Annotated in this window: 21 protein-coding genes; 9 read left to right on the top strand and 12 right to left on the bottom strand. The window is 60.1% G+C overall.

What is annotated here, in order from left to right; all coding sequences use genetic code 11:
• Positions 1-307 precede the first annotated feature (307 nt).
• The 6 genes from gshA (at position 308) to AC1DV6_RS02875 (ending at position 7935) form a co-directional block, all read left to right on the top strand.
• Positions 308-1570, top strand: a complete 1263-nt coding sequence (gshA, locus tag AC1DV6_RS02900) for a glutamate--cysteine ligase (protein WP_477974921.1) — start codon at positions 308-310, stop codon at positions 1568-1570.
• Positions 1571-1743: 173 nt separating this feature from the next.
• On the top strand, positions 1744-3612 hold the full coding sequence (locus AC1DV6_RS02895; RefSeq protein WP_477974919.1) for a potassium transporter Kup: 1869 nt from the start codon (positions 1744-1746) through the stop codon (positions 3610-3612).
• Between the two features lie 75 nt (positions 3613-3687).
• On the top strand, positions 3688-4905 hold the full coding sequence (locus AC1DV6_RS02890; RefSeq protein WP_477974917.1) for a benzoate/H(+) symporter BenE family transporter: 1218 nt from the start codon (positions 3688-3690) through the stop codon (positions 4903-4905).
• An 8-nt stretch (positions 4906-4913) separates the two neighbouring features.
• Positions 4914-5858, top strand: a complete 945-nt coding sequence (gene gshB / locus AC1DV6_RS02885) for a glutathione synthase (RefSeq protein ID WP_477974915.1) — start codon at positions 4914-4916, stop codon at positions 5856-5858.
• A gap of 5 nt (positions 5859-5863) precedes the next feature.
• Complete coding sequence (locus tag AC1DV6_RS02880) at positions 5864-6886, top strand: cupin-like domain-containing protein (protein WP_477974913.1); 1023 nt, start codon at positions 5864-5866, stop codon at positions 6884-6886.
• Entirely contained in the window at positions 6883-7935 is a 1053-nt protein-coding gene (locus tag AC1DV6_RS02875) for a 3-deoxy-7-phosphoheptulonate synthase (RefSeq protein ID WP_477974911.1), read from the top strand. The genes AC1DV6_RS02880 and AC1DV6_RS02875 overlap by 4 nt, the downstream gene beginning before the upstream one ends.
• On the opposite strand, the gene AC1DV6_RS02870 is transcribed toward AC1DV6_RS02875, so the two are convergent.
• Positions 7932-8717 carry a class II glutamine amidotransferase gene (locus AC1DV6_RS02870; protein ID WP_477974909.1) on the bottom strand — a complete coding sequence of 262 codons (786 nt, stop codon included), beginning with the start codon at positions 8715-8717 and terminating at the stop codon, positions 7932-7934. The genes AC1DV6_RS02875 and AC1DV6_RS02870 overlap by 4 nt on opposite strands.
• Positions 8718-8823: 106 nt before the next feature.
• On the opposite strand from AC1DV6_RS02870, the gene AC1DV6_RS02865 reads away from it, so the two are divergent.
• Both AC1DV6_RS02865 and AC1DV6_RS02860 read left to right on the top strand, forming a co-directional pair.
• Entirely contained in the window at positions 8824-10284 is a 1461-nt protein-coding gene (locus tag AC1DV6_RS02865) for a glycosyltransferase family 39 protein (protein ID WP_477974907.1), read from the top strand.
• A complete protein-coding gene (locus tag AC1DV6_RS02860) occupies positions 10281-11069 on the top strand; it encodes a phosphatase PAP2 family protein (protein ID WP_477974905.1) in 789 nt (262 codons plus the stop codon). The genes AC1DV6_RS02865 and AC1DV6_RS02860 overlap by 4 nt, the downstream gene beginning before the upstream one ends.
• A gap of 10 nt (positions 11070-11079) precedes the next feature.
• Here the strand turns inward: AC1DV6_RS02860 and AC1DV6_RS02855 are convergent, their stop codons facing one another.
• A complete protein-coding gene (locus AC1DV6_RS02855; RefSeq protein ID WP_477974903.1) occupies positions 11080-11280 on the bottom strand; it encodes a hypothetical protein in 201 nt (66 codons plus the stop codon).
• 2 nt (positions 11281-11282) lie between these two features.
• A complete protein-coding gene (locus AC1DV6_RS02850; protein ID WP_477974901.1) occupies positions 11283-11516 on the bottom strand; it encodes a hypothetical protein in 234 nt (77 codons plus the stop codon).
• A gap of 187 nt (positions 11517-11703) precedes the next feature.
• Between AC1DV6_RS02850 and AC1DV6_RS02845 the strand changes: the two genes are divergently transcribed.
• Positions 11704-13254 carry a hypothetical protein gene (locus tag AC1DV6_RS02845; protein WP_477974899.1) on the top strand — a complete coding sequence of 517 codons (1551 nt, stop codon included), beginning with the start codon at positions 11704-11706 and terminating at the stop codon, positions 13252-13254.
• A gap of 16 nt (positions 13255-13270) precedes the next feature.
• On the opposite strand, the gene AC1DV6_RS02840 is transcribed toward AC1DV6_RS02845, so the two are convergent.
• From AC1DV6_RS02840 to AC1DV6_RS02800, 9 genes are all read right to left on the bottom strand, one after another.
• The gene (locus tag AC1DV6_RS02840) at positions 13271-14299 is read right to left on the bottom strand and encodes a serine/threonine protein kinase (protein ID WP_477974897.1); all 1029 of its coding nucleotides are present in this window, start codon (positions 14297-14299) and stop codon (positions 13271-13273) included.
• On the bottom strand, positions 14300-14488 hold the full coding sequence (locus tag AC1DV6_RS02835; RefSeq protein WP_477974895.1) for a LiaI-LiaF-like domain-containing protein: 189 nt from the start codon (positions 14486-14488) through the stop codon (positions 14300-14302).
• Positions 14489-14539: 51 nt separating this feature from the next.
• Positions 14540-16051, bottom strand: a complete 1512-nt coding sequence (locus AC1DV6_RS02830; RefSeq protein WP_477974894.1) for a serine/threonine protein kinase — start codon at positions 16049-16051, stop codon at positions 14540-14542.
• Positions 16048-16800: a metallophosphoesterase family protein gene (locus AC1DV6_RS02825; protein WP_477974892.1), complete on the bottom strand. Its 753-nt coding sequence runs from the start codon at positions 16798-16800 to the stop codon at positions 16048-16050. The genes AC1DV6_RS02830 and AC1DV6_RS02825 overlap by 4 nt, the downstream gene beginning before the upstream one ends.
• Positions 16797-17915, bottom strand: coding sequence for a DUF2855 family protein (locus AC1DV6_RS02820; protein WP_477974891.1), 1119 nt, complete (start codon positions 17913-17915; stop codon positions 16797-16799). Before AC1DV6_RS02820 ends, AC1DV6_RS02825 begins: the two co-directional genes overlap by 4 nt.
• A gap of 72 nt (positions 17916-17987) precedes the next feature.
• Positions 17988-18404, bottom strand: a complete 417-nt coding sequence (locus AC1DV6_RS02815) for an organic hydroperoxide resistance protein (protein WP_477974889.1) — start codon at positions 18402-18404, stop codon at positions 17988-17990.
• 66 nt (positions 18405-18470) lie between these two features.
• Positions 18471-18920: a MarR family winged helix-turn-helix transcriptional regulator gene (locus tag AC1DV6_RS02810; RefSeq protein ID WP_477974887.1), complete on the bottom strand. Its 450-nt coding sequence runs from the start codon at positions 18918-18920 to the stop codon at positions 18471-18473.
• Positions 18921-18990: 70 nt separating this feature from the next.
• Positions 18991-19500 (bottom strand): YgjV family protein, encoded by a 510-nt coding sequence (locus AC1DV6_RS02805; RefSeq protein WP_477974885.1) that lies wholly within the window; start codon positions 19498-19500, stop codon positions 18991-18993.
• Positions 19493-20590: a mandelate racemase/muconate lactonizing enzyme family protein gene (locus tag AC1DV6_RS02800; protein ID WP_477974884.1), complete on the bottom strand. Its 1098-nt coding sequence runs from the start codon at positions 20588-20590 to the stop codon at positions 19493-19495. Before AC1DV6_RS02800 ends, AC1DV6_RS02805 begins: the two co-directional genes overlap by 8 nt.
• Between the last annotated feature and the right edge of the window lie 14 nt (positions 20591-20604).

Genomic DNA, 20604 nt, shown 5'->3' with positions numbered 1-20604 from the left:
GGCTGTGATCTCGGGTGGTCAGGTCAAGAGCGTGGAAATCCTCTCCGGCCCACGCGTATTCCATGCGGCTGTGCGCCAGGCGATGATGCAGTACAAGTGCACCAACGATGGCTCCGGTGATGTCATTGCCACCCAGGAGTTCAACTTCAAGGTGGAGTAAGCAGCACTGCGTGCCAGCAGGCACTACCAAAAAGGGCCCTCCGAGGGCCCTTTTTTATTGCTTGTCCAGCACTTGAATTCAGTGGAATTCACATCACCTGTTGAGCAGCCTAGAATTCCCCATCTCCTTGTTTCGTGAAAGCTCTGTATGGTTCCCCACCTGGTGACCGCCCTGACCGGCCCCATCAATGAACTGGAGCAGCGCGTGCTGGACTCCATGCCCGCCATTGAGCGCTGGTTTCGTCTGGAGTGGATGGAGCACACGCCCCCGTTCTATACCTCCGTCGATGTGCGCAACGCCGGCTTCAAACTCGCGCCGGTGGATACCGACCTGTTTCCGTCCGGATGGAACAACCTGACGCAGCCGATGCTGCCGCTGGCTGTACAAGCCGCCATGGCGGCGATTGAGAAGATTTGCCCCGAAGCGCGCAACCTGCTGATCATTCCCGAGAACAACACGCGCAACACCTTCTATCTGAGCAGCCTGGCGCAACTGCGCCGTGTCTTCCACATGGCGGGCCTGAATGTGCGCATTGGCTCGATCAGCCCGGATGTGAAGAAGAGCACAACCATCGAATTGCCGAATGGCGAGAGCATCACGCTGGAGCCGGTGGTGCGCAATGGGGGCCGGCTGGGCGTCAAGGACTTTGATCCTTGCACCATTCTGCTGAACAACGACCTCGCGGCGGGCGTGCCCGGCATCCTGGAAGACCTGCACGAACAATACCTGCTGCCTCCGCTGCACGCAGGTTGGTCCACGCGTCGCAAGAGCAAGCACTTCAAAAGCTATGAAGAGGTCTCCAAACGCTTTGGCAAACTGATTGGTGTCGATCCCTGGCTGATCAACCCCCTGTTTGACAAGTGTGAAGGGGTGGATGGCGCCACGCCAGAAGGCAGGGATTTGCTGGCTGCGCGGGTGGATGGGCTGCTGACCAAGGTCAAGAAAAAATACAAGGAATACGGCATCAAGGAAAAACCCTTTGTCATCGTCAAGGCGGACAACAGCAACAGTGGCTGCGGAATATTGAGCTTGCGCGACGCCAAGGAATTGACCAGCCTGCCACCATCCAAGGCACCGATGGAGCTGATCATTCAGGAAGGCGTCTTGACCAATGAACGCATGAACGATGCCGTGGCCGAGCCCGTGGTCTACATGATGGACCGCTACGTGGTGGGTGGTTTCTACCGCGTGCACGCGCAGCGCAATGTCGACCAAAGTCTCAGCGCCCCAGGCTCCAGCTTCGTGCCTTTGGCATTCGCGGAGAGTACGCACTTACCCCAGCCAGGCATGAAGCCCGGTGCCAGCGCTCCGAACCGCTTCTACATGTATGGCGTGATTGGTCGTTTGGCAATGTTGGCCGCCAGCTATGAACTCGAGGCGACCGACCCGGAAGCCGAGCATTACGACTAGAAATTTATTGTCCCCGCGCTCCGAAGCAATGAAGGCTTGGAGTTGTTGCGCTGCAACATGCCCACCTGAGCCTCCATGATTTGGGCCAGTGGCGCTTGAGAAATGCCCGGGCGGGCGCACAATGGCGATCCCAAATGGAATGGAACCCGGCGCAATTGCGGCCGGGTTAATTTGTGTCAGCTTCTAAATCGTCTCTTACGGCGCTAACCCTGGGTGCCGTTGGTGTGGTGTACGGGGACATCGGTACCAGCGTTCTCTATGCCATGAAGGAGGTCTTTGGCTCCGGTCATGTGCCCTTCACCCCCGATAACGTCTACGGCATCCTGTCCATTTTCTTCTGGACGCTCACCGTCATTGTTTCCATCAAGTACGTCGGTCTGGTGCTGCGTGCGGACAACAACGGCGAAGGTGGGCTGGTCGCAATGCTGGCGCTGGCCTCGCAGTCCGTGAAGGACAAGCCGAAGCTGCGCCGCGTGCTGCTGCTGGTGGGAATCTTTGGCACCTGCCTGTTCTATGGTGATGGCGTCATCACGCCGGCGATCACGGTGTTGTCCGCCGTCGAAGGCCTGGAGGTGATTACTCCGGCATCCAAACGCTACGTAGTCCCGATCACGCTGGTCATCCTCTTCTGCCTGTTTGCAGTGCAAAAGCGCGGTACCGCGGGCATCGGCAAGTTCTTTGGACCGATTACGGTGGTGTGGTTCATCTGCATCTCGGCACTGGGGGTGTCGCACATCATCGACAACCCGGAAATCCTGTGGGCCATTAGCCCAACCTATGCGCTGAGCTTTATCTGGAACAACCCGGGCACGACCTTCATCATCCTGGGGGCTGTCGTGCTGTGCGTGACGGGCGGCGAAGCCTTGTATGCGGACATGGGCCACTTCGGCAAGAAGCCGATCCGCCTGGCCTGGTTCTCCATCGTGATGCCGTCGCTGACACTGAATTACTTTGGCCAGGGTGCGCTGCTGCTGCAAAACCCCGAAGCTGTCAAAAACCCGTTCTTCATGATGGCGCCCGAATGGGCACTGATCCCGCTGGTGATGCTGGCCACCATGGCTGGTGTGATTGCGTCACAGGCGCTGATATCCGGTGCCTTCTCGGTCACCAAACAGGTGATTCAACTGGGCTATTTGCCGCGCCTGCAAATTGAGCACACCAGTGTCAAGGACACGGGCCAGGTGTATTTGCCGTTTGTGAACTGGGGCCTGTTCGTAGCCATTGTGCTGGCTGTGGTGATGTTCAAGTCCTCCAGTAATTTGGCGGCTGCTTACGGGATTGCGGTATGTACCGACATGCTGATCACCACCATCCTGACGTTCTATGTAATCCGCTATGGCTGGAAGTACCCGCTGTGGTTGTGCGTTGCGGCGACGGGCTTCTTTTTCGTTGTGGACTTCGCGTTCTGGGCTTCCAACCTGCTCAAGCTGTTTGAGGGCGGCTGGTTCCCGCTGATGATTGGTGGCGCGGTGTTTGCGTTGATGATGACCTGGAAAGATGGGCGGCGTTTGCTCAACGAGAAGCTACGTTCGGATGCGTTGGACTTGCCCAGTTTTCTGGAGGCGGTTTTTGTCAGCCCGCCCGTACGCGTGGAGGGCACCGCCGTATTTCTCACGGCGGAAGTGGGCACCGTACCCAACGCCATGCTGCACAACCTCAAACACAACAAGGTTCTGCACAGCAATAACCTGTTCGTGACTGTGAAGAACCACGAGGTGCCATGGATTGGCTTGAACAAGCGGCTGCAAATCGAATCGCTGGGGCACGATTGCTGGCAAGTCATCATCCATTACGGCTTCAAGAACGACCCGGATCTGCCCAAAGCCCTGCAACAGATCAAGGGGCGTGGCTGCGAGATGGAAGAGATGAATACCAGCTACTTCCTGTCGCGCGACACCGTCGTTCCCACACTGGGCGCCGGCATGGCGCCCTGGCGCGAAAAGCTGTTTGCCCAGATGCACCACAACGCCAGTGGTGCAGCCGGCTTTCTGAATCTGCCCAGCAATGCCGTGGTGGAGTTGGGCTCAAAAATCGAGATTTAGGCCCCGGGGCAGTGCGACAGCTGGGTCGCCTTGGGGCGGTCCGGCGGTGTCCCGCGCATCGCCGACAATGAACGCATGCAGTTTTTCAAAGACCTGAGCCTGTCCGCCTTCACGGCTGGCTTCGTCGCCGTGCTGGTGGGCTTTACCAGCTCCGTCGCCATCGTGTTTCAGGCGGCGCAAGCATTCGGTGCCACACCCGAGGTCATGGCCTCGTGGATGTGGGCCCTGGGTATCGGTATGGGCCTGTGCACCTTGCTGCCATCGCTGTGGTGGAAGAAGCCGGTGATGGTGGCGTGGAGCACGCCAGGTGCAGCTGTGTTGGCGAGCGCTGGCCTGGCTGGTGGCTACACCATGCACGACGCGGTAGGCGCATTCATCATGAGTGCGCTGTTGATCGTGCTGGTCGGTGCGACGGGCTGGTTCGAACGTTTGATGAATCGCATTCCGGTGGCGCTGGCTTCGGCGTTGTTGGCTGGCGTGCTGGCGCGCTTTGGCCTGTCAGCCTTCGCCGCCGCGCAAACTGCGCTGCCCCTGGTGCTGGTGATGCTGTTGACCTATCTTCTCGGCAAGCGCCTGTGGCCGCGCTACGCGGTACCACTGACGTTGTTGGTTGCTATTGTTTTCGTAGCTGCTTACGCACGTTTTACGCCGGTTTCCATAAGTTTTGGCTTGACAGCGCCAGTCTGGGTGACGCCTGCGTTCTCGGTGTCTGCCTTCGTCAGCCTGGCTTTGCCGCTGTTCATCGTGACGATGGCGTCGCAAAACCTGCCCGGTGTGGCAGCGATTGCGGCGTCGGGCTTTGGTGATGAGCGTGCCCGTGGCGGCGACGCTGGCATCCCTATTTCCAAAGTCATTACGCTCAGCGGCCTTACGACCTTGTTGCTGGCGCCCTTCGGTGCGTTTTCACTGAACCTCAGCGCCATCACTGCCGCCATCTGCATGGGCCCGGAAGCGCATATCGATCGGCTTCGCCGCTATACCGCCGCAGTGTCCTGCGGCGCCTTGTATGTATTGATCGGCTTGTTTGGCGCCACCATCATCGGCGTGCTCACAGCCTTCCCGAAAGAGCTGGTCGCGGCCATTGCCGGGTTGGCCTTGTTGGGCACCATCGGTGGCGCACTGGCCGCAGCCCTGAAAGACGAGCCCAACCGCGAAGCCGCCACCATCACCTTTCTGGTGACACTCAGTGGCGTGGTGCTGGCAGGCGTGGGTTCTGCGTTCTGGGGCGTGGTGGCCGGCGCACTTGCGCTTTTGGTGCAACACTATGGCAAACCCCAACCTCCCGGAGTGTGAAAGAAACCATGGAAATTCTGTTTGTTGCCGACCCACTGGAGTCCTTCAAGATCAAAAAGGACACGACGTTTGCGATGATGCGCGAGCTGCAGCGCCGTGGCCACCGTATCGCGGCGTGTGAGCCGCGCGATCTGGTCTGGGAGCGTGGTGGTGTGGTGCAGGCGCAAGTGCGTCGCATCGCGTTGACCGGTCAGGCCCACAACTGGTTTGACGCCACCGAAGCCAGCCCTGTTGCGCTGCGCGACTTTGGCGCCATCGTGATGCGCAAGGACCCGCCGTTTGACAGCGAATACTTCTATGCGACCCACTTGCTGGAGCAGGCCGAGCGCGAAGGCGCCCGGGTGTTCAACAAGCCGCGTGCGCTGCGTGATCACCCAGAAAAATTGGCGATCCTGGAGTTCCCGCAATTCATTGGGCCTACGCTGGTGACGCGCGATGCAGCTGCCGTGCGTGCCTTCCATGCGGAGCACCGAGACATCATTCTGAAGCCCCTGGATGGTATGGGGGGTATGGGTATCTTTCGCGTCAAAGACGACGGTCTGAATTTGGGCAGCATCATCGAGACCTTGAACAAGGACGGCGCGCAGTCGCTGATGGTGCAAAAGTTTTTGCCCGCGATATCTGAGGGCGACAAGCGCGTGCTGGTCATTGGCGGTAAACCGGTGCCGTTTTGTCTGGCGCGCATTCCGCAAGGCGGCGAAGTGCGCGGCAATCTGGCAGCGGGTGGCAAGGGTGTGGCGCAGCCACTGACCGATGCCGATCGAGTGATTGCAGAAGCGCTTGGGCCTATCCTGGCCGTGCGTGGCTTGTTGCTAGTGGGCCTGGATGTGATTGGCGATAGCCTGACCGAAATCAATGTCACCAGTCCCACCTGCTTTCAGGAAATCACCGACCAGACCGGCTTTGATGTGGCGGCCATGTTTGCCGATGCACTGGAAGAGGCGTTGCGTTAGAGCCCATGCATCCGAAGCCGCAGCCGATAGCCGAGTGGAAGGACGTTACCGAAGACGTCTTCCGCAATGAAATAGCGACCCGATACCAACCCGCCGTGTTGCGCGGACTGGTTAACCAGTGGCCCGCCGTTCGGCAGGCGCGCGATTCGGATCTCGCGGTCTGCCGTTATCTGGCAGAACAAGATGCGGGTACGCTGGTCGATGTGATCATGACGCCGCCTGAGGCGCAGGGGCGGGTGTTCTACAACGCGAATCTTACGGGCTTTAATTACCTGCGCAACCAATTGCCTCTCACCAAGGTGATGGAGCAGGTATTGCGTTACGCGGCCTTTCCCAATCCGCCTGCCGTGGCGGTACAGAGTGCGCTTTTGTCCGCATGTGCCCCGGCGTTCGAGGGTACGCACGCAATGCCACTGCTGCCAGCGACAGTGCATCCGCGCATCTGGCTGGGCAACTGCATCATTACCCCCGCGCACATTGACGAGTCCAACAATATTGCCTGCGTGGTGGCAGGCAAGCGGCGCTTCACGTTGTTTCCGCCGGATCAGATCTCCAACCTGTATCTGGGCCCGCTGGACTACACACCCACTGGCTCGCCGATCAGCATGGTGGATTTTGCGAAACCGGATTTCGACCGTTTCCCCCATTTCAAGCATGCATTGGCCGCTGCGCAAGTGGCTGAGCTGGAACCAGGTGATGCGATCTACATCCCGTCGTTGTGGTGGCACCATGTGCAGTCACTGGCCCAGGTCAATGTGCTGGTGAACTACTGGTGGCGCGCCGGCGGAGTGGACGATGACAAATTTCGCTCTGCGTTTGACGCGTTGATGCTCGCCCTGGTCAACATGAAAGACCTGCCCACGCCCTACCGCAGGGCATGGGGTGATATTTTCAAGCATTACATTTTTGAATCCAGCCCGGAGCTGCTCGCGCATATTCCGCCCGAGCGGCATGGTGTGCTGGGTGACATGCCGCCTCAACACGAAGCAGAAGTACGCGCCTGGCTTGCCGGGCGCCTGAAGTCATGATCCACGATATCCATATTGCCGAAACCGTCGCACTGCCAGAGCCGCGCTTGTTGCGCGAAGAACTGCCTGCAGGCACTGCAGAAGCAGCATTCATTACGAGCGCGCGGGCTGCAACGCGAAATATCCTGCGCGGTGATGACGACCGACTGCTGGTCGTCGTCGGCCCTTGTTCAATCCATGAGCCTGAGTCAGCGCTGGAGTACGCAAAACGCCTGCGCGATATAGCGCCGCAATTCGCAAACGAGTTGTTGCTGGTGATGCGCGTGTATTTCGAGAAGCCGCGTACCCGGATGGGCTGGAAGGGCCTGATTTACGACCCTACGCTCGATGGTCAAGGCGATATCGGTGCAGGCCTGCGCCAGGCGCGGCACTTGCTGCTGGAATGTGCGCGTCTGGGCGTGCCCGCCGCTTCGGAAATACTGGATCTGGTGACGCCGCAGTACTACGCTGAGTTGCTCAGTTGGGGCGCTATTGGTGCCCGCACGGTGGAAAGTCCTTTGCACCGCCAGATGGCGTCCGCCTTGTCTGCGCCCGTGGGTTTCAAGAATGCCACCAATGGCAGCGTGAGCACGGCAATAGACGCCATTCACGTAGCGGCGCAGGCGCACAAATTTCCGACCATCTCGCTGGAAGGCCGCGCGGTGGTGATTACGACCACTGGCAATCCGGATGGGCATCTGGTATTGCGCGGCGCCAGCCACGGGCCGAACTACGACGCTGCCAGCGTGCAGGCTGCAGCTGCCGCATTGGCGGCGGGAGGGCTGGCGACGCGGCTGGTGATTGACTGCAGCCATGGCAACAGCAGCAAGGACCCTGCGCGGCAGCCCTTGGTTGCTGCCGACATTGCGAATCAATTGGCCAGCGGCAGCCAGGCTATTTGCGGCGTGATGCTGGAAAGCCATCTGGAGGCTGGGCGGCAGGACATCGTGGATGGGCGCCACGGACTGCGCTACGGCCAGAGCGTGACGGATGCCTGTATTGGCTGGGACAGCACGGTTGAAGTGTTGAAGACTTTGGCCGGCGGAGTCGCCAGGCGGCGCCAGGCCTAAGCAGACATCACGGCGCCGTCGACAAATACCTTGAGCTCACCGGGCGCCATGGCGACCCAGGTCTCATTGGTCGTTAGCGGCTCGGTGACCACAATCGCCAACCTGTCGTCTTCACCATTGAGGTCTGCCAGATTTACGCTGACATCCTCATCCTTCAGTTGCACCTCGGGGAAAGGGTGCTGGCGCAGCACATAGTGCAGCTTGGTACTGGCGTGTGCCCATAGCGCTTCGCCGTTGCTGAGCAGGAAGTTGAAGGTGCCATGCTTCGCAATCTGCGGCACCAGTTCGTTCAAGGTGTGCGTCAACTCTTCGATGGAGGGCACGCCGGCGTGCGACTTGTTCATTTCCTGCATCAGCCAGCAAAACGCCAGTTCGCTGTCGGTTGTGCCTACCGGGCGGTAGCTGCCGTGTAGGCGGGGGTGGTAGTCCTTCAGGTCGCCGTTGTGGGCAAACACCCAGTAGCGGCCCCATAGCTCACGGGTGAAGGGATGGCAGTTTTCCAGCGCCACCGCGCCCACTGTCGCTTTGCGGACATGGGCGACCACGTTGTGGCTTTTGATCGGATAGGTACGCAGCATTTGCGCAATGGGGGAGGTGGAGGCGCTTTCCTTGTCGACAAACTGGCGTGCGGCCCGTCCGGGCTTGTCGCCATCACTCTCGAAGAATGCGATACCCCAGCCGTCTGAGTGGTGGTCGGTACAACCGCCGCGTTGCGCAAAGCCAGTGAAGCTCAGCGTCAGGCTGGCTGGCAAGTGGCTGTTCATCCCTAGCAATTGGCACATGCAAGCAGTTTACTGTGTCTGTGCGCCTCCTCTCCCCGGTACCTGCTCGGTTTAGACTGCGGGCTCTGTCCACTCACCGCCCACTGTTTTGCGATTCCTTTTCTCCATGCCCTGGAACGTCCGCCTGCTGCTAGTCGCTGGCGTGCTATTGCACCTGGCCTTGGGTGCCGCCATGGGACTGTCAGTCGACGAGGCGCACTACGCGCTGTACGCGTTACACCCCGCACTGAGTTATTTCGATCACCCGCCACTGGTGGGCTGGGTGCAGTGGCCGCTGGTGGCGCTGGACGCTTCAACCGCTGTGCTGCGGGGTTTGCCCGCTTTGCTGTGGCTGGGCACGGTGCTGGTAGCGCGCAACGTTGCGATGCAACTGGTGAAAGATGTCGACGCACAACGCGCGGGCTTGTGGACCGTGGTGACGCTGTTCATGGTGCCATTGCTGCATGTGTTGGGCATAGGCTTGCTGCCAGACACCCTGCTGATGTTCTTTGGGATTGTGTTGATGCGGCAGACCCTGTCGATGATGAGTCCGCCGGTACCGCGCCTTGTGGATTGGTCGGTACTCGGCGTGTTGTTGGGTTTGGCTGGCCTGAGCAAGTACACGGCCATCTTCACCGCGTTCAGTGTCGCTGCATGTTTGTTGTGGGTGCATGGTGTGCGCCTGCTGCGCATGCCGGGTGCCTGGCTGGCACTATTTGTCGCGGTGGTGATGGTGTTGCCTGTGGCCATCTGGAACCAGCAGAACCACTGGATCTCGTTTGCCTACCAGGCGCAGCATGGGGCCGGCAGCGTCTGGCGGTTTAGCAATGTGTTGCAGTTTCTGGCGGTGCAGGCACTGGTGTTTGGGCCGCTGTTGTGGTGGGGCTGGCGAGAGGTCAAAGAGCGCGCAGCGGGCCGCACGCTGATGTTCTTTTTTGTGATTCCGTTTGTGGTGTTGACGGTGTTGTCCGGAGGTGGCTCCAGTCTGCCGCACTGGACCGCACCGGCCTGGGTCGCCTTGTCGCCGCTGGCTGGCATCGCGCTGGCGCGTGCCACACAGGACGCGGTGCGCTGGGGCGTGCGCGTTGCAGTGGCCTTCCAGGCGCTGATCTGCATGGTTTTGCTCGGACTGATGGTGAGCGGCGGCGGGGCCTTGATTGCCGCATTCCCCAAACTGGCGGAAGGACCCAATCCGTTTGCCGATTTGCACGGATGGAACGCCGCAGGTGCACGCGCAAAAGAGCTGGTTGTGCAGGAGAAACTGGGCAGTGTGGGCGTACAGAACTGGACACTGGCCAGTCGCATCGGTTGGTACGCCCGGCCATTGCCCGTGCATGTGTTGGAAGACCGGTTTGATCAGTTTGATTTATGGGCCGGTGATTTGCCAAGGGGGGCCGACACTCTGCTGGTCGACTGGTCGCAAATGGCCTATGAGATGCCGTTGGGCGCGCATGGCTTTGCGAGCTGCAAGTTGCTGGATACTCTGCCGGTGATGCATTGGGGATACAACTTGTCTACCTTCCGTTTTTACGCCTGCCGCGGGTGGTCCGGTGACCCATTGCCGCGCTTGAAAGGTGTTGCTGAATGAAGCAACCGACTGGTTTTCATTGGGGCTGGTGGCTGCTGCCGCCTGTGCTGTTTGCATTGACGGCTCCGCTGTGGCTGCACTGGTGGGAGCCGCAACAGTTCATTGCCATTAACCACTTCTGCGCACCGCTTCCGGCCATTGTCTGGACGGGCCTGTCATTGCTGGGCAACGGTTGGGGCATATTGGGCATCACGGCTCCACTGATCGTGTGGTCGCCGCGCCTGCTATGGGGCTGGTTGTGCGCAGCGCCCTTCGCCGTTTTGTTTGCACGCAGCGGCAAGTTTTTCATTGAAAGCCCGAGGCCCGCTGCGGTCGTGGACAACACGCAGATGCGTGTGATCGGTGAATACCTGCACAACGTCTCCATGCCTTCGGGCCATACGCTGACGGCTTTTGCAGTGGCCACCGGCATCTTCCTGGCCATCTCCGCGGGTCGCCGTTGGCGTCACCTCTGGCTTCTGGTGTTGGCCTTGGGGACGGGTGTATCGCGGATCGCGGTGGGCGCGCACTGGCCGGGGGATGTCGCTGTGGGAATGGCTCTGGGCTTGTTGTCCGGCATGCTGGGCCACTTGCTGTGGCAACGTGTGCCAGAGAGCTGGTTGCGGCCCAATCGTTGGCCACTGCGTACGGTGGCTGTTTTGCAGGTCGTGGCGGTGTACCACCTGTTGAGCGAAGAACTGGATTTTGCGGAGAACCTGCCGCTGCAGTATCTGCTGGCCGGGGTTGTGGTGGTAAGCCTAGTGCTGTTCGTCCGGCAAAATTTGGCGCAGGCAAAAAACCGATAGTGTGGATGCACTACGCAAGCTTGGATTGGCAGGCTTTCAGCAATTCATCGGTCCGCGCTACGGCCTGAGCCCGCAGGGCAGGGTCTGCTTCAAACTGTATGTCGGTGAGTTGCAACGAGAGCGTAACCAGCAAATCCCGCAACCCATTCAATTCCATGGTCAACGCGGAGAGATCCGCTTGCGTGCGGCTCGAAGGGGTGGTGGCGTCCATGGCTAGTAGACGGATTCGTTTTGGGCAAAGACCGGGTACAGATCAATCGCAGCCTGGGCATGCTTGCGCGCAATGCTGCAATGCAATTCGGCCTGCTGAGAATCACCCAGCTGAAACAGGCGCAAGGCTTCGCGTTGGTGCGTAGCGGCTCTTTCGTAGTAGTCAGCCATCGTAAAGTGCGCGGCCAGCGAAGAACGTCTGGCTTGCCCTCTTACATAATCGCCGATGCTTGTCATGGGTGGTCCTTCTTTGCCCTGTGTTGAAACTGTGGGTGTTGCACGGGTCAGCCACAAGAATAGGTGAATTAGACCTTCTCATATGTGCTGTGTCCCACAGAGTTACCGGCGCTTACAAAACTTTGCCTTCGCTTGTTGCGCGAGAATCCCCAGCAGCCAGAGCTATTCATCAGGGAGCTTTACAAAGATGATCCGCCGCGTTTTCACAGGTTTGGTTTGCTTGTTGCTGCTTCAGGGCGGGGTATTGGCAGCCAAGTCAGCCTCGCAAGACTCTTTTTCCACGGCGCTGCGCCAAAGTGCATTGGGGGTGAACCCGGTGCAAGCCTATTTTCTGGTGCGCATGCTCAAAGATACCGGCGCACCCAACGACGATGTTGAGGCCCTGCGGCGGGAGTTGTTGCATGGCTATTTGGAGCAGCTTGGCGGGGTGGCTGCCGTGCAGGCGCCGAAAGACAGCGTTGATGCGGCCATTGCACGGGGCAAAAGTCGACCGGCTGTTACTGATACGGAGTTTGTTTCAGCATGGCAGGCGGTTTTCAATAAAGGGCTGGGAATACATTGGGCTGACACAGAAGGCCCGGCACCTTACTTTACGTTCGTCTACCGTTCCATGCGGCCGCTTGCCCCCGGTCTTTGGGCGGCGGAATCCGCTTCGGGCCAAACCTATTTCATGCTGGCATTGCGCTTGGTCAACAAGAGCAAACTGCCGCTTCCCATCCATAGACCTGACATGGTTTGGGGTGGTGAAGCGGGTACCGGTCGGGGCGGCCTTTCTTTCACCTGCAACTGGGATGAGGTGCCGCCACCAGAGGGCAACATCAAGGCGGATGAGGTCTCCATGCTCGATCCAGGATCGGAAACACGCCCGATGTTTTGCGAGACAGCGCCTGTAGGAACGTATTGGAAAGAGCGACTCCCGGCGCTGATGGCCGCTGCGCAACAGGGCGGCGAACAGCCGCAAATCCTTTCGCACGCGTTTGACAATCGCAATCGGCTGAACCATCTGGAAGTGGCCCTGGCGAAAGTGGCACAACAAAGTGGCGATTGGCGCAAGCGGTATCAGGTATCACAACAGGAGGTGGGCCGACGCTGGAAGCCCGCGCAACGGCCCCTGGATGCGCCCGTCGCGCAAAAGTGGACCTGGAGTCCGAATGAAGGCTGGGCCGTTGCGGGCGAAAAGCTGAAGTTATTTCTCGAGGCTAGTTTGATAGGGCTGGCGCTGTTTGGCGTGGGTCGCGCATTGCTGCGTGCGGGCATCCCGGAAGTCATTGTGGGTGTTGGAACGCTGGTGAGCCTGGGTGGTTTGCTTGCGTTGGGTATGGATTGGGCAGGGGTAACCGGCGGATCGGGCTACGACTCGCCGTTCATCACGGGGCTCGTGCTTTACGTGGTCGTGATTGGTCCCATGGGCATTGGAATATGGGCGCTCCATGCACTGCACCGACTTCTGGATGCCGAGGACCTCACCTGGGGGCAAACCGTGGCGCGCGGCTGGCGGCGCGCTGTCAACGTGCACAGCCACACATCGCGCGCAGAGTTCTGGGGTTTCTTCGCGCAGCTGGTCTGGTGGTGGGGGCTGGTCAATGTGTGCCTCAAGCCACTCCATCTCTGGGTGGGTGGCATCTTGCTGTACCCATTGCTGACGCTGCTCATCCGCCGATTCCGTTCCATGACGGGCGCTGAAATTCTGAGCGTTCTTGTTACGGTGGTTTGCCTGGTCTTGCTGGCGTTGGCTTGAAAGACCTATAGGGGTACTACACCACCAACGGGTCTTCCTGCATCGCTTCCAGCTGCTCTTCCAGCATCTGCACCTGGCCCTGCCAGTAATCGCTGGAGCCAAACCACGGGAAGTTGGCGGGGAAGGTGGGGTCACTCCAGCGGCGCGCCAGCCAGGCGCTGTAGTGGATCAGGCGCAGCGTGCGCAAGGGTTCGATCAACGCCAGCTCGCTGCGATCAAACTCGCGGAACTGCTCGTACCCATCGACCAGCGCGCCCAACTGGCGCGTGCGCTGGCTGCGATCGCCACTGAGCAGCATCCACAGGTCCTGCACGGCCGGGCCCGTGCGGGCATCGTCCAGATCGACGAAATGGGGGCCAGGGCCCAACTCCGGTTTGGCGTCGGCAGGTGTCCACAGGATGTTGCCGGGGTGGCAGTCGCCATGCAGGCGCAGTACGCGAATACCGTCGGATTCACTGCTATTTTTGCCCGCAACGCCCGAAATAGAGGCGTGAGCAGCTATTAATTCAATAGCAGATTCGCAGGTGCGTGTCCACGCCGCTTGCACATCCAGCGGCACCATGTCGTTCGCTAGCAGCCATTCCTTGGGCTCGATGGCAAAGGTTTGTACGTTGATCGCCGGGCGGGTGGCGAAGGGCTTGCGCGCGCCCACGGTGTGGATGCGCGCGAGAAAACGGCCTATCCATTCCAGTACTTCGCCATCGTCCAGCTCGGGCGGGCGCCCGCCGCGCCTCGGACTGACTGCAAACGCGAAATCACCGAAGTGATGCAGTGTCTTGCCTTGCAGATTCAATGGTCCGATCGCAGGAACCTCATACGCCATCAGCTCCGCAGCAAAGTCGTGCTCTTCTTGAATCTGCGCATCGCTCCAGCGCTCGGGTCGGTAGAACTTGGCGACGACGGCCGTGCCGTCTTCCAGTTGCACCTGGTAGACGCGGTTCTCGTAGGAGGACAGCGCCATCAGGCGGCCATCGCCACGCAGACCCACGCTTTCCAGCGCGTCCAGTACCAGGTCGGGCGTCAGCGATTCAAAGGCATGGGGCATTCAGTCCTTTTTCTGTTCGCTGTTGGTTTTGTTGGGCGTGAAGAACATGCCCACGCCCAGTACGATCAGGATGACTGGCCACCAGACGCGGAACAACTCAGCCAGGCTGACGTTGATCAGGCCCAGATTGTTGAGCAGCCAGAACACGCCAACCGCGATCAGAACAACAGCACCGAAATGACCTTTCATGGGAACTCCGCGATAGAAACAATGATGGCGTGATTGTCGCCATGTTTCGCCCTATCCCAAAGGCCCTAAATCATCTCCGTATTGGGATGGGGTATCGGTGCCAGAGTCTGAATAGCCGCTGGCAGCAGATGCGGAGCCACTGCCGCCCAGGTGGGCAAACGGCAGCGCCTGCTTGACCAGAATCACGGTGCAGGGCGCATCCATCGCCACTTTGATGGGCACCGTGGCCACAAAACGCTGGGTTTTCAGGCCATGGGTGGCGGCGCCCATCACGATCACGCTGACGTTGTTGCCATGCGCGTAATCCAGCAATGCCTGGGCCACATCGCTGGATTCGAGCACGTGGTACGAGACCTGTTGCCCGGGCCGGTCCAGCGGCTGCGCCCATTGGCGCAGCGCGATCAGAAAGCGGCGTTGTACGCTGGTCTCACTGGTTGCATCGTCCGTGCTACTGGTGGCGCTGGACGACACCACGGTCACCACCGCGAGGCGGGCGCCGGGCCGATTGCCCAGGCTGCGCGCGACGGCTTGGCGCAGCGAGTACAGCGTGGAGTCCGACACATCCTTGTGCGGCACGGCCACCATGACGATGGGCACTTCATCAATCTGTTGCGATGCCATGGGGCTGGGCTGGTAGTGCATGCCCGCTGCCCTGATCCAGCGCTTGAAGTGCGTGGTGAAGCTGGTGCCCTGGCTGCGCGTACCGCGGTCGGTCACGTGCACCTGCGTGGGATGGGCCAGATCGAACGCCAGATGTGCGCCAGACGCGTAGCGCCGTGCCGCCTCCGGCTCCAGGCAGCGCATCACCACTTCCTGCAACCAGGGCGGCATGTCGATGCGCAATTGGCGCGGCGGCTTGGGGTCCATCCACAGGCGCTGGCGCAAACCCGCTTCGGTTTGTGGATCGCCAAATGGCAATTCGCCGGTGCACAACTCGTACAGCATCACGCCGATGGCAAAGATGTCGCTGCGCGGATCGCCGCGCACACCGACCACCTGTTCCGGCGCAATCCAGGCCGGTGAGCCCACCGCCTTGCGCAGTTGCTCGGCCAGCAAGTCGGGGTAGTGCGCGTGGTGTGACAGGCCAAAGTCCAGCAGCACGGCGCTGCCGTCATCGCGGATCAGTACGTTAGCTGGCTTCAAATCCAGATGCACTGCGTTTTGCTGGTGCAGTGCATGCGCTGCACGGGCCATCGCGATGCCCAACTGCACGATGGAATCGAAACTCAGATCCGCGCGCTGGTCCAGCCAGTGTTGCAGCGTGTGCCCCTGCACATATTCCATCACCAGATAGGGCACGCGCGCCAGATCGCCCACGGCCACAAAGCGTGGCACGTGCTTGCCCGTCAGCACCTGCATGATCTGGCTTTCCACCTCAAAGCCGACGATGTTTTCCGCGCCATCGCCGGCCGTCATGCGCGGCACCTTCATTGCCATTGGGAAGCCTGGACTGCGCGCACTGTCGGCGTAGTGCACCTGGTAGATATGTGCCATGCCGCCGGAATGGATGCAGTCTTCGATGGTGAAACCATCGAGCACGGTGCCGGGTTCCATTAACTTCATCGGCCACGCTCCAGCCGCTCGGCAAAGTATTCGGGCAGACCCGCTGCCCGAATCGCCCTGGCAGCGGCGGAATAGTCGTACGGCACGCGGTGAAATGTCAGTTGCGCACGCTCGGTATCAAACATCGCATACATGCTGTCGGGTCGCCCATCGCGTGGCTGCCCCGCCGAGCCCACGGTGCACAACCATTGCCGGTGCTTGGGCACTGGTATCGTCACGCCCGGTTCCGGGCTGAACTTCATCAGCAGTTTGTCGAAGCCACGGTAGTACAGGCTTTGCTCATGCACATGGCCCCCAAACACATAGCGCACGCCGGTCCATTCCGACGCTGCATCCAGACTGGCAGTGGCCGAACGCCCGTCGTACACGTAATGCCACCGCTCGGGCCCATCAGCGCTGGCATGGACCAGCAATATGGACTCCAGATGCTCGGTCATCGGCAGGCTGTCCAGCCACTGCAGGTGCTGAGGTGTGAGCTGCTGGTGCGTCCAGCCAGCGGTGCTATCGCCAACGGTCTTGATTTCGGCCGGCGGGTTCACGGCCATCGCATCATGGTTGCCTTTGATGACCAGCGCGCCCTCTTCGGTCATCAACATGATGCGCTCCACTACCGCTGCCGGATCGGCACCATAGCCCACCAAGTCACCCAAAAAGGCAAAGCGCTGCGCCTGCCGCGCGCGGGCGTGCGCAAGGCAGGCCTCCAGTGCGTGGAGGTTGCCGTGTATGTCCGACAGCAGGGCGAGTCTCATGCGAGCGACAGCATATGGCCCAGCCGCGGGTCGCCGCGACCTGCGAGCACCTGTGCATAGGCAGCCTGTACGGCCTCCGCGCCTGTGTGGTGCTGCACCTCGAGCCATGGCTGTTGTGGGTTGGCGACCTTGGCAATGAAGGCCTGCCAGGCCTTTACCAATCGCTGGTTCAGACCCTGTGGGCTCCACTCCATACTCCGCTTCTTGATCTGGGCTGGGGCAAAAAACAGCGTGGGCTTGGGGCCGGGCAGATCACGTCCACCGCCCAGTGCAGTCACATGCGTGCCGCCAATGGAGCTGCTGTGCACCAAGCCCTTGCAGTGGGTGTGCAAAGTCTTGCGAAATGCCGCGTTGCCTGCAAAGTCCACATAAATGCAGGGCGCATCTACGGCTATCTGGTCCAGTTGTTCGTAGGTGAGTACGCGGTGGTAACAACCCAGGCTTTCGCAAAAGGCGACGTTGCCGACCGATGTGAGCCCTACAACCTCAATGCCCTCGCGCTGCGCCATCTGGAAGGCCGTGCCATAGGCGGTCTTGCTGGAGGCGCTGGACAGCAGCATTATGGCGCGCTGGCCAGGATGGGCCGCCGCGCGGAACCAGGCGTTGTCGGCCAGAAAGTCATCGATCAGCCAAGATGTGATGAACAGCGGGCGCAGCAGCGCTTGTGCATCCTCAGTGTCGGCGGTGTAGAAAGGATCCGTAGCAGTGCGTGTGTACTGGTTATAGACCGCGTGCAGTTCGGCGCGGTGGGGTGCGGTGTCCATGAACGACAAGGACGTTACCTTGCCTGGTGTCAACACTACCGATGACGCCATCGGGAAATAACCATAGAGGCGCTCGCCGACGGGAACGTCAGCGTGGCGCGATTCACTCACAGTGCCAAAGCCCCACACTGGGATGCGGCCCCAGCCAGGTTCTTCCACGCCATCGATGGGAAAAAAGCGCCAGTAATTCATCGCGTCGCCAAACGCCGCGTAGGTGATGTTGTTGGAAGTCAGCGCAAAGCGTGCAATGTGGATGCGTACCTGGCCTTCTGCGAGGGTGTGCGCTTCGGTGGTCTGGATGCGGGTGGTGGTGAGCTGGTCTTTGCGGACCTGGAAATCTGTGGTGTGCATGCCCGCACCATAAAGGAAACGGCCAGGCTCCACAAGGAAACCTGGCCGCTTGGGTGACAGACCGATGCGGGTTTAGACGATGGTGATGGTCACGTCAATGTTGCCGCGGGTCGCGTTGGAGTAGGGGCAGACTTGGTGCGCTGCGTTGACCAGGTTCTGCGCAGCTTCGCGGTCCATGCCGGGCAGGCTGATGTTCAGGCGTGCAGCGATGCCATAGGCGTTCGGGATCGGGCCCAGATCGACTTCTGCGTCGATGGACAGATCAGCGGGCAACGTCACCTTCATCTTGCCAGCAACGGCCTTCATCGCGCCGATGAAGCAAGCGGAGTAACCAGCCGCGAACAGTTGTTCCGGGTTGGTGCCGGTGCCGGCGGTGCCGGGCGAAGACAGTGTGACGTCCAGGCGGCCGTCATCGGTCTTGGATGCGCCGTCACGGCCTCCGGTGGTGTGGGCGCGTGCGGTGTAGAGAACTTTTTCGAGCTGGGCCATGGTGATTTCCTTCAGGTTGATGCTTGCTTCGCAAGCGGGTTAAAAATGTAAGACAGGGTAAATGCGTCAGGTTTGCAGTCGTTGGCGCAAAGCCTGCAGTTGTTGGGTCAGTGCCATCAGTTCCGGCAGCGGGCAAGCAGCAGCCTCAAGCACACACGCTGGAATTTTGGCGGCGCGGGTCTTGAGTTGACGACCTTGTTGTGTCAGAAATATTTCGACCCGGCGCTCATCAGTCGCTGCGCGTTGACGCAGCAACACGCCTTTCGCCTCTAGGCGCTTGAGTAGCGGCGTCAAAGTGCCCGAGTCCAGGTACAAGCGCTCGCCGAGCGCAGACACCGTTTGCCCGTCCTGCTCCCACAGCAACAGCATCACCAAGTATTGCGGATAGGTGAGGTCCAGCGCTTCCAGCAGCGGCTTGTACATCTGCGTCATCGCCTGCGAGGTCGAATACAGCGCGAAGCACAGCTGGTTGTCCAGCAGCAGGGCAGTGTTTGCGGGGATGGATTTGGAGGCCATGGGTTGAATTGTAGTCAGCAATTAAATTGTGTGCAATTTAAAAAATGCAACAACCTTGATGACGACAAGGTCAAGGCCGCGCAGGCAGCATCCTGTAGATCGTGTAGCTGTTGGTAATGGCGATCACCAGCTCCAGTGCGGTCCCGCCGATAGAGCCGCTGAGGATATTGTTGGCCAACCACAGCAGTGTGCCCAGCAGCATGACCAATCGCATCCGAACGCCTTCCAACAAAAACAGCGCCAGCGTGCCAATGCAGGAAGCCAGCAAGGGGAACCAGCTCCACCAAGTGGTGGCAAATTGCAAACCCAACGCAATGTTCAGCGCCACAAACGCTGCAGCAAACCAGCCACTGCGGCTGTAAAGCGATGTGACCGAGCGCGCCACGGACACCAGCGAACTGGCCGCAGCGGTGGGTACGCCCAGCAAAACAAAGTGCACCACATAAGCGATGCACTCGCCGGTCATGAAGAGCTTGAAGCGTCGGTCATCCTTCTGCGCAAAAGATGCAACGCCCAGCCCAAAGGCCACGTAGCCAAAGCATTGCGCCGGACTCAGCCAACCAGGCAAAGACTCAAGCATCAGCGATACGGTGCGGCGCCAGTTTCTGCCAGTCGAATGTCACGCCGGTACCGGGCGCATCGGGCGCTACGGCCAGGTGATTCACCAGACCCACGGGGCGCGTGGTGTATTGATCGATCGGGAAACTGTGCAACTCCAGCCAGCCTCCATGCGGCTGCGACGCGACCAAGCTGACATGCAGCTCCTGCATGCCATGTGAGCAGACCGGAATGCTCGCAGTTTTAGCCATCTCGGCCACCGCCAGCCAGCCCGAAATGCCGCCGCAGTTGGACGCATCAGGTTGAATGAAGGACAGCTTGGAAAACTCCATCGCGTAGCGGAAGTCCTGCAGCGTGCGCAGGTTTTCGCCAGCGGCCAGCGGTATGTCGGTCGCGTCGGCGATTTGCCCGTAGGCGCGGTAATCGTCGGGCAATGTGGGCTCTTCGAACCACAGGATGTCATAGGGCTTGAAGGCGTTGGACATCGCAATGGACTGGTCCACCGTCAGCGAATAATTGGCATCCACCATGAAGGCCACATCCGGGCCAATGCATTCACGCACCGCGCGCACCCGCTCCACATCCTGTTCCAACGTAGGCTGGCCCACCTTGATCTTGACGGCATTGGCACCGCTGGCCAGGTAGCCGCGCATGTTGGACAGCAGCTTTGGGATAGGGAAGGCCAGGTCAATGCCGCCGCAGTAGGCCTTGCAGGCATTGCTGGCACCGCCTGCCACTTGCCACAGTGGTTTGCCCAATTGTTTGCAGCGGATGTCCCACAACGCGATATCGACTGCCGAAGTTGCAAATGCGGCAACGCCGCCGCGCCCGACATAGTGCACATGCCATTCCATGAAGTCGTTGATCGCAGCAATGTCGCTGCCATCACGACCGATCAGCACTGGCGCCAAGTCGTGCTGGATCATCGCGCGGATCGCGTGGCCGCCCTTGCCGCCGGTATAGGTGTAGCCCACGCCTTCGCTGCCATCTGACAACTTGATCGTGGCCGTGACCAGTTCGAAATGGTAGTGATCGCCATGCTTGGCGTCTGCCATTACTTCAGGCAGCGGGATCACAAAAAGTTGGGTGGTGACGGAAACAATGGATGCCATTTTGAGCCCTTTTT

Source organism: Rhodoferax sp. P2_H8_2, from assembly GCF_056403235.1.
Note: the sequence above shows the minus strand (reverse complement) of the source record. Positions and strands in the feature narration are given on the sequence as shown.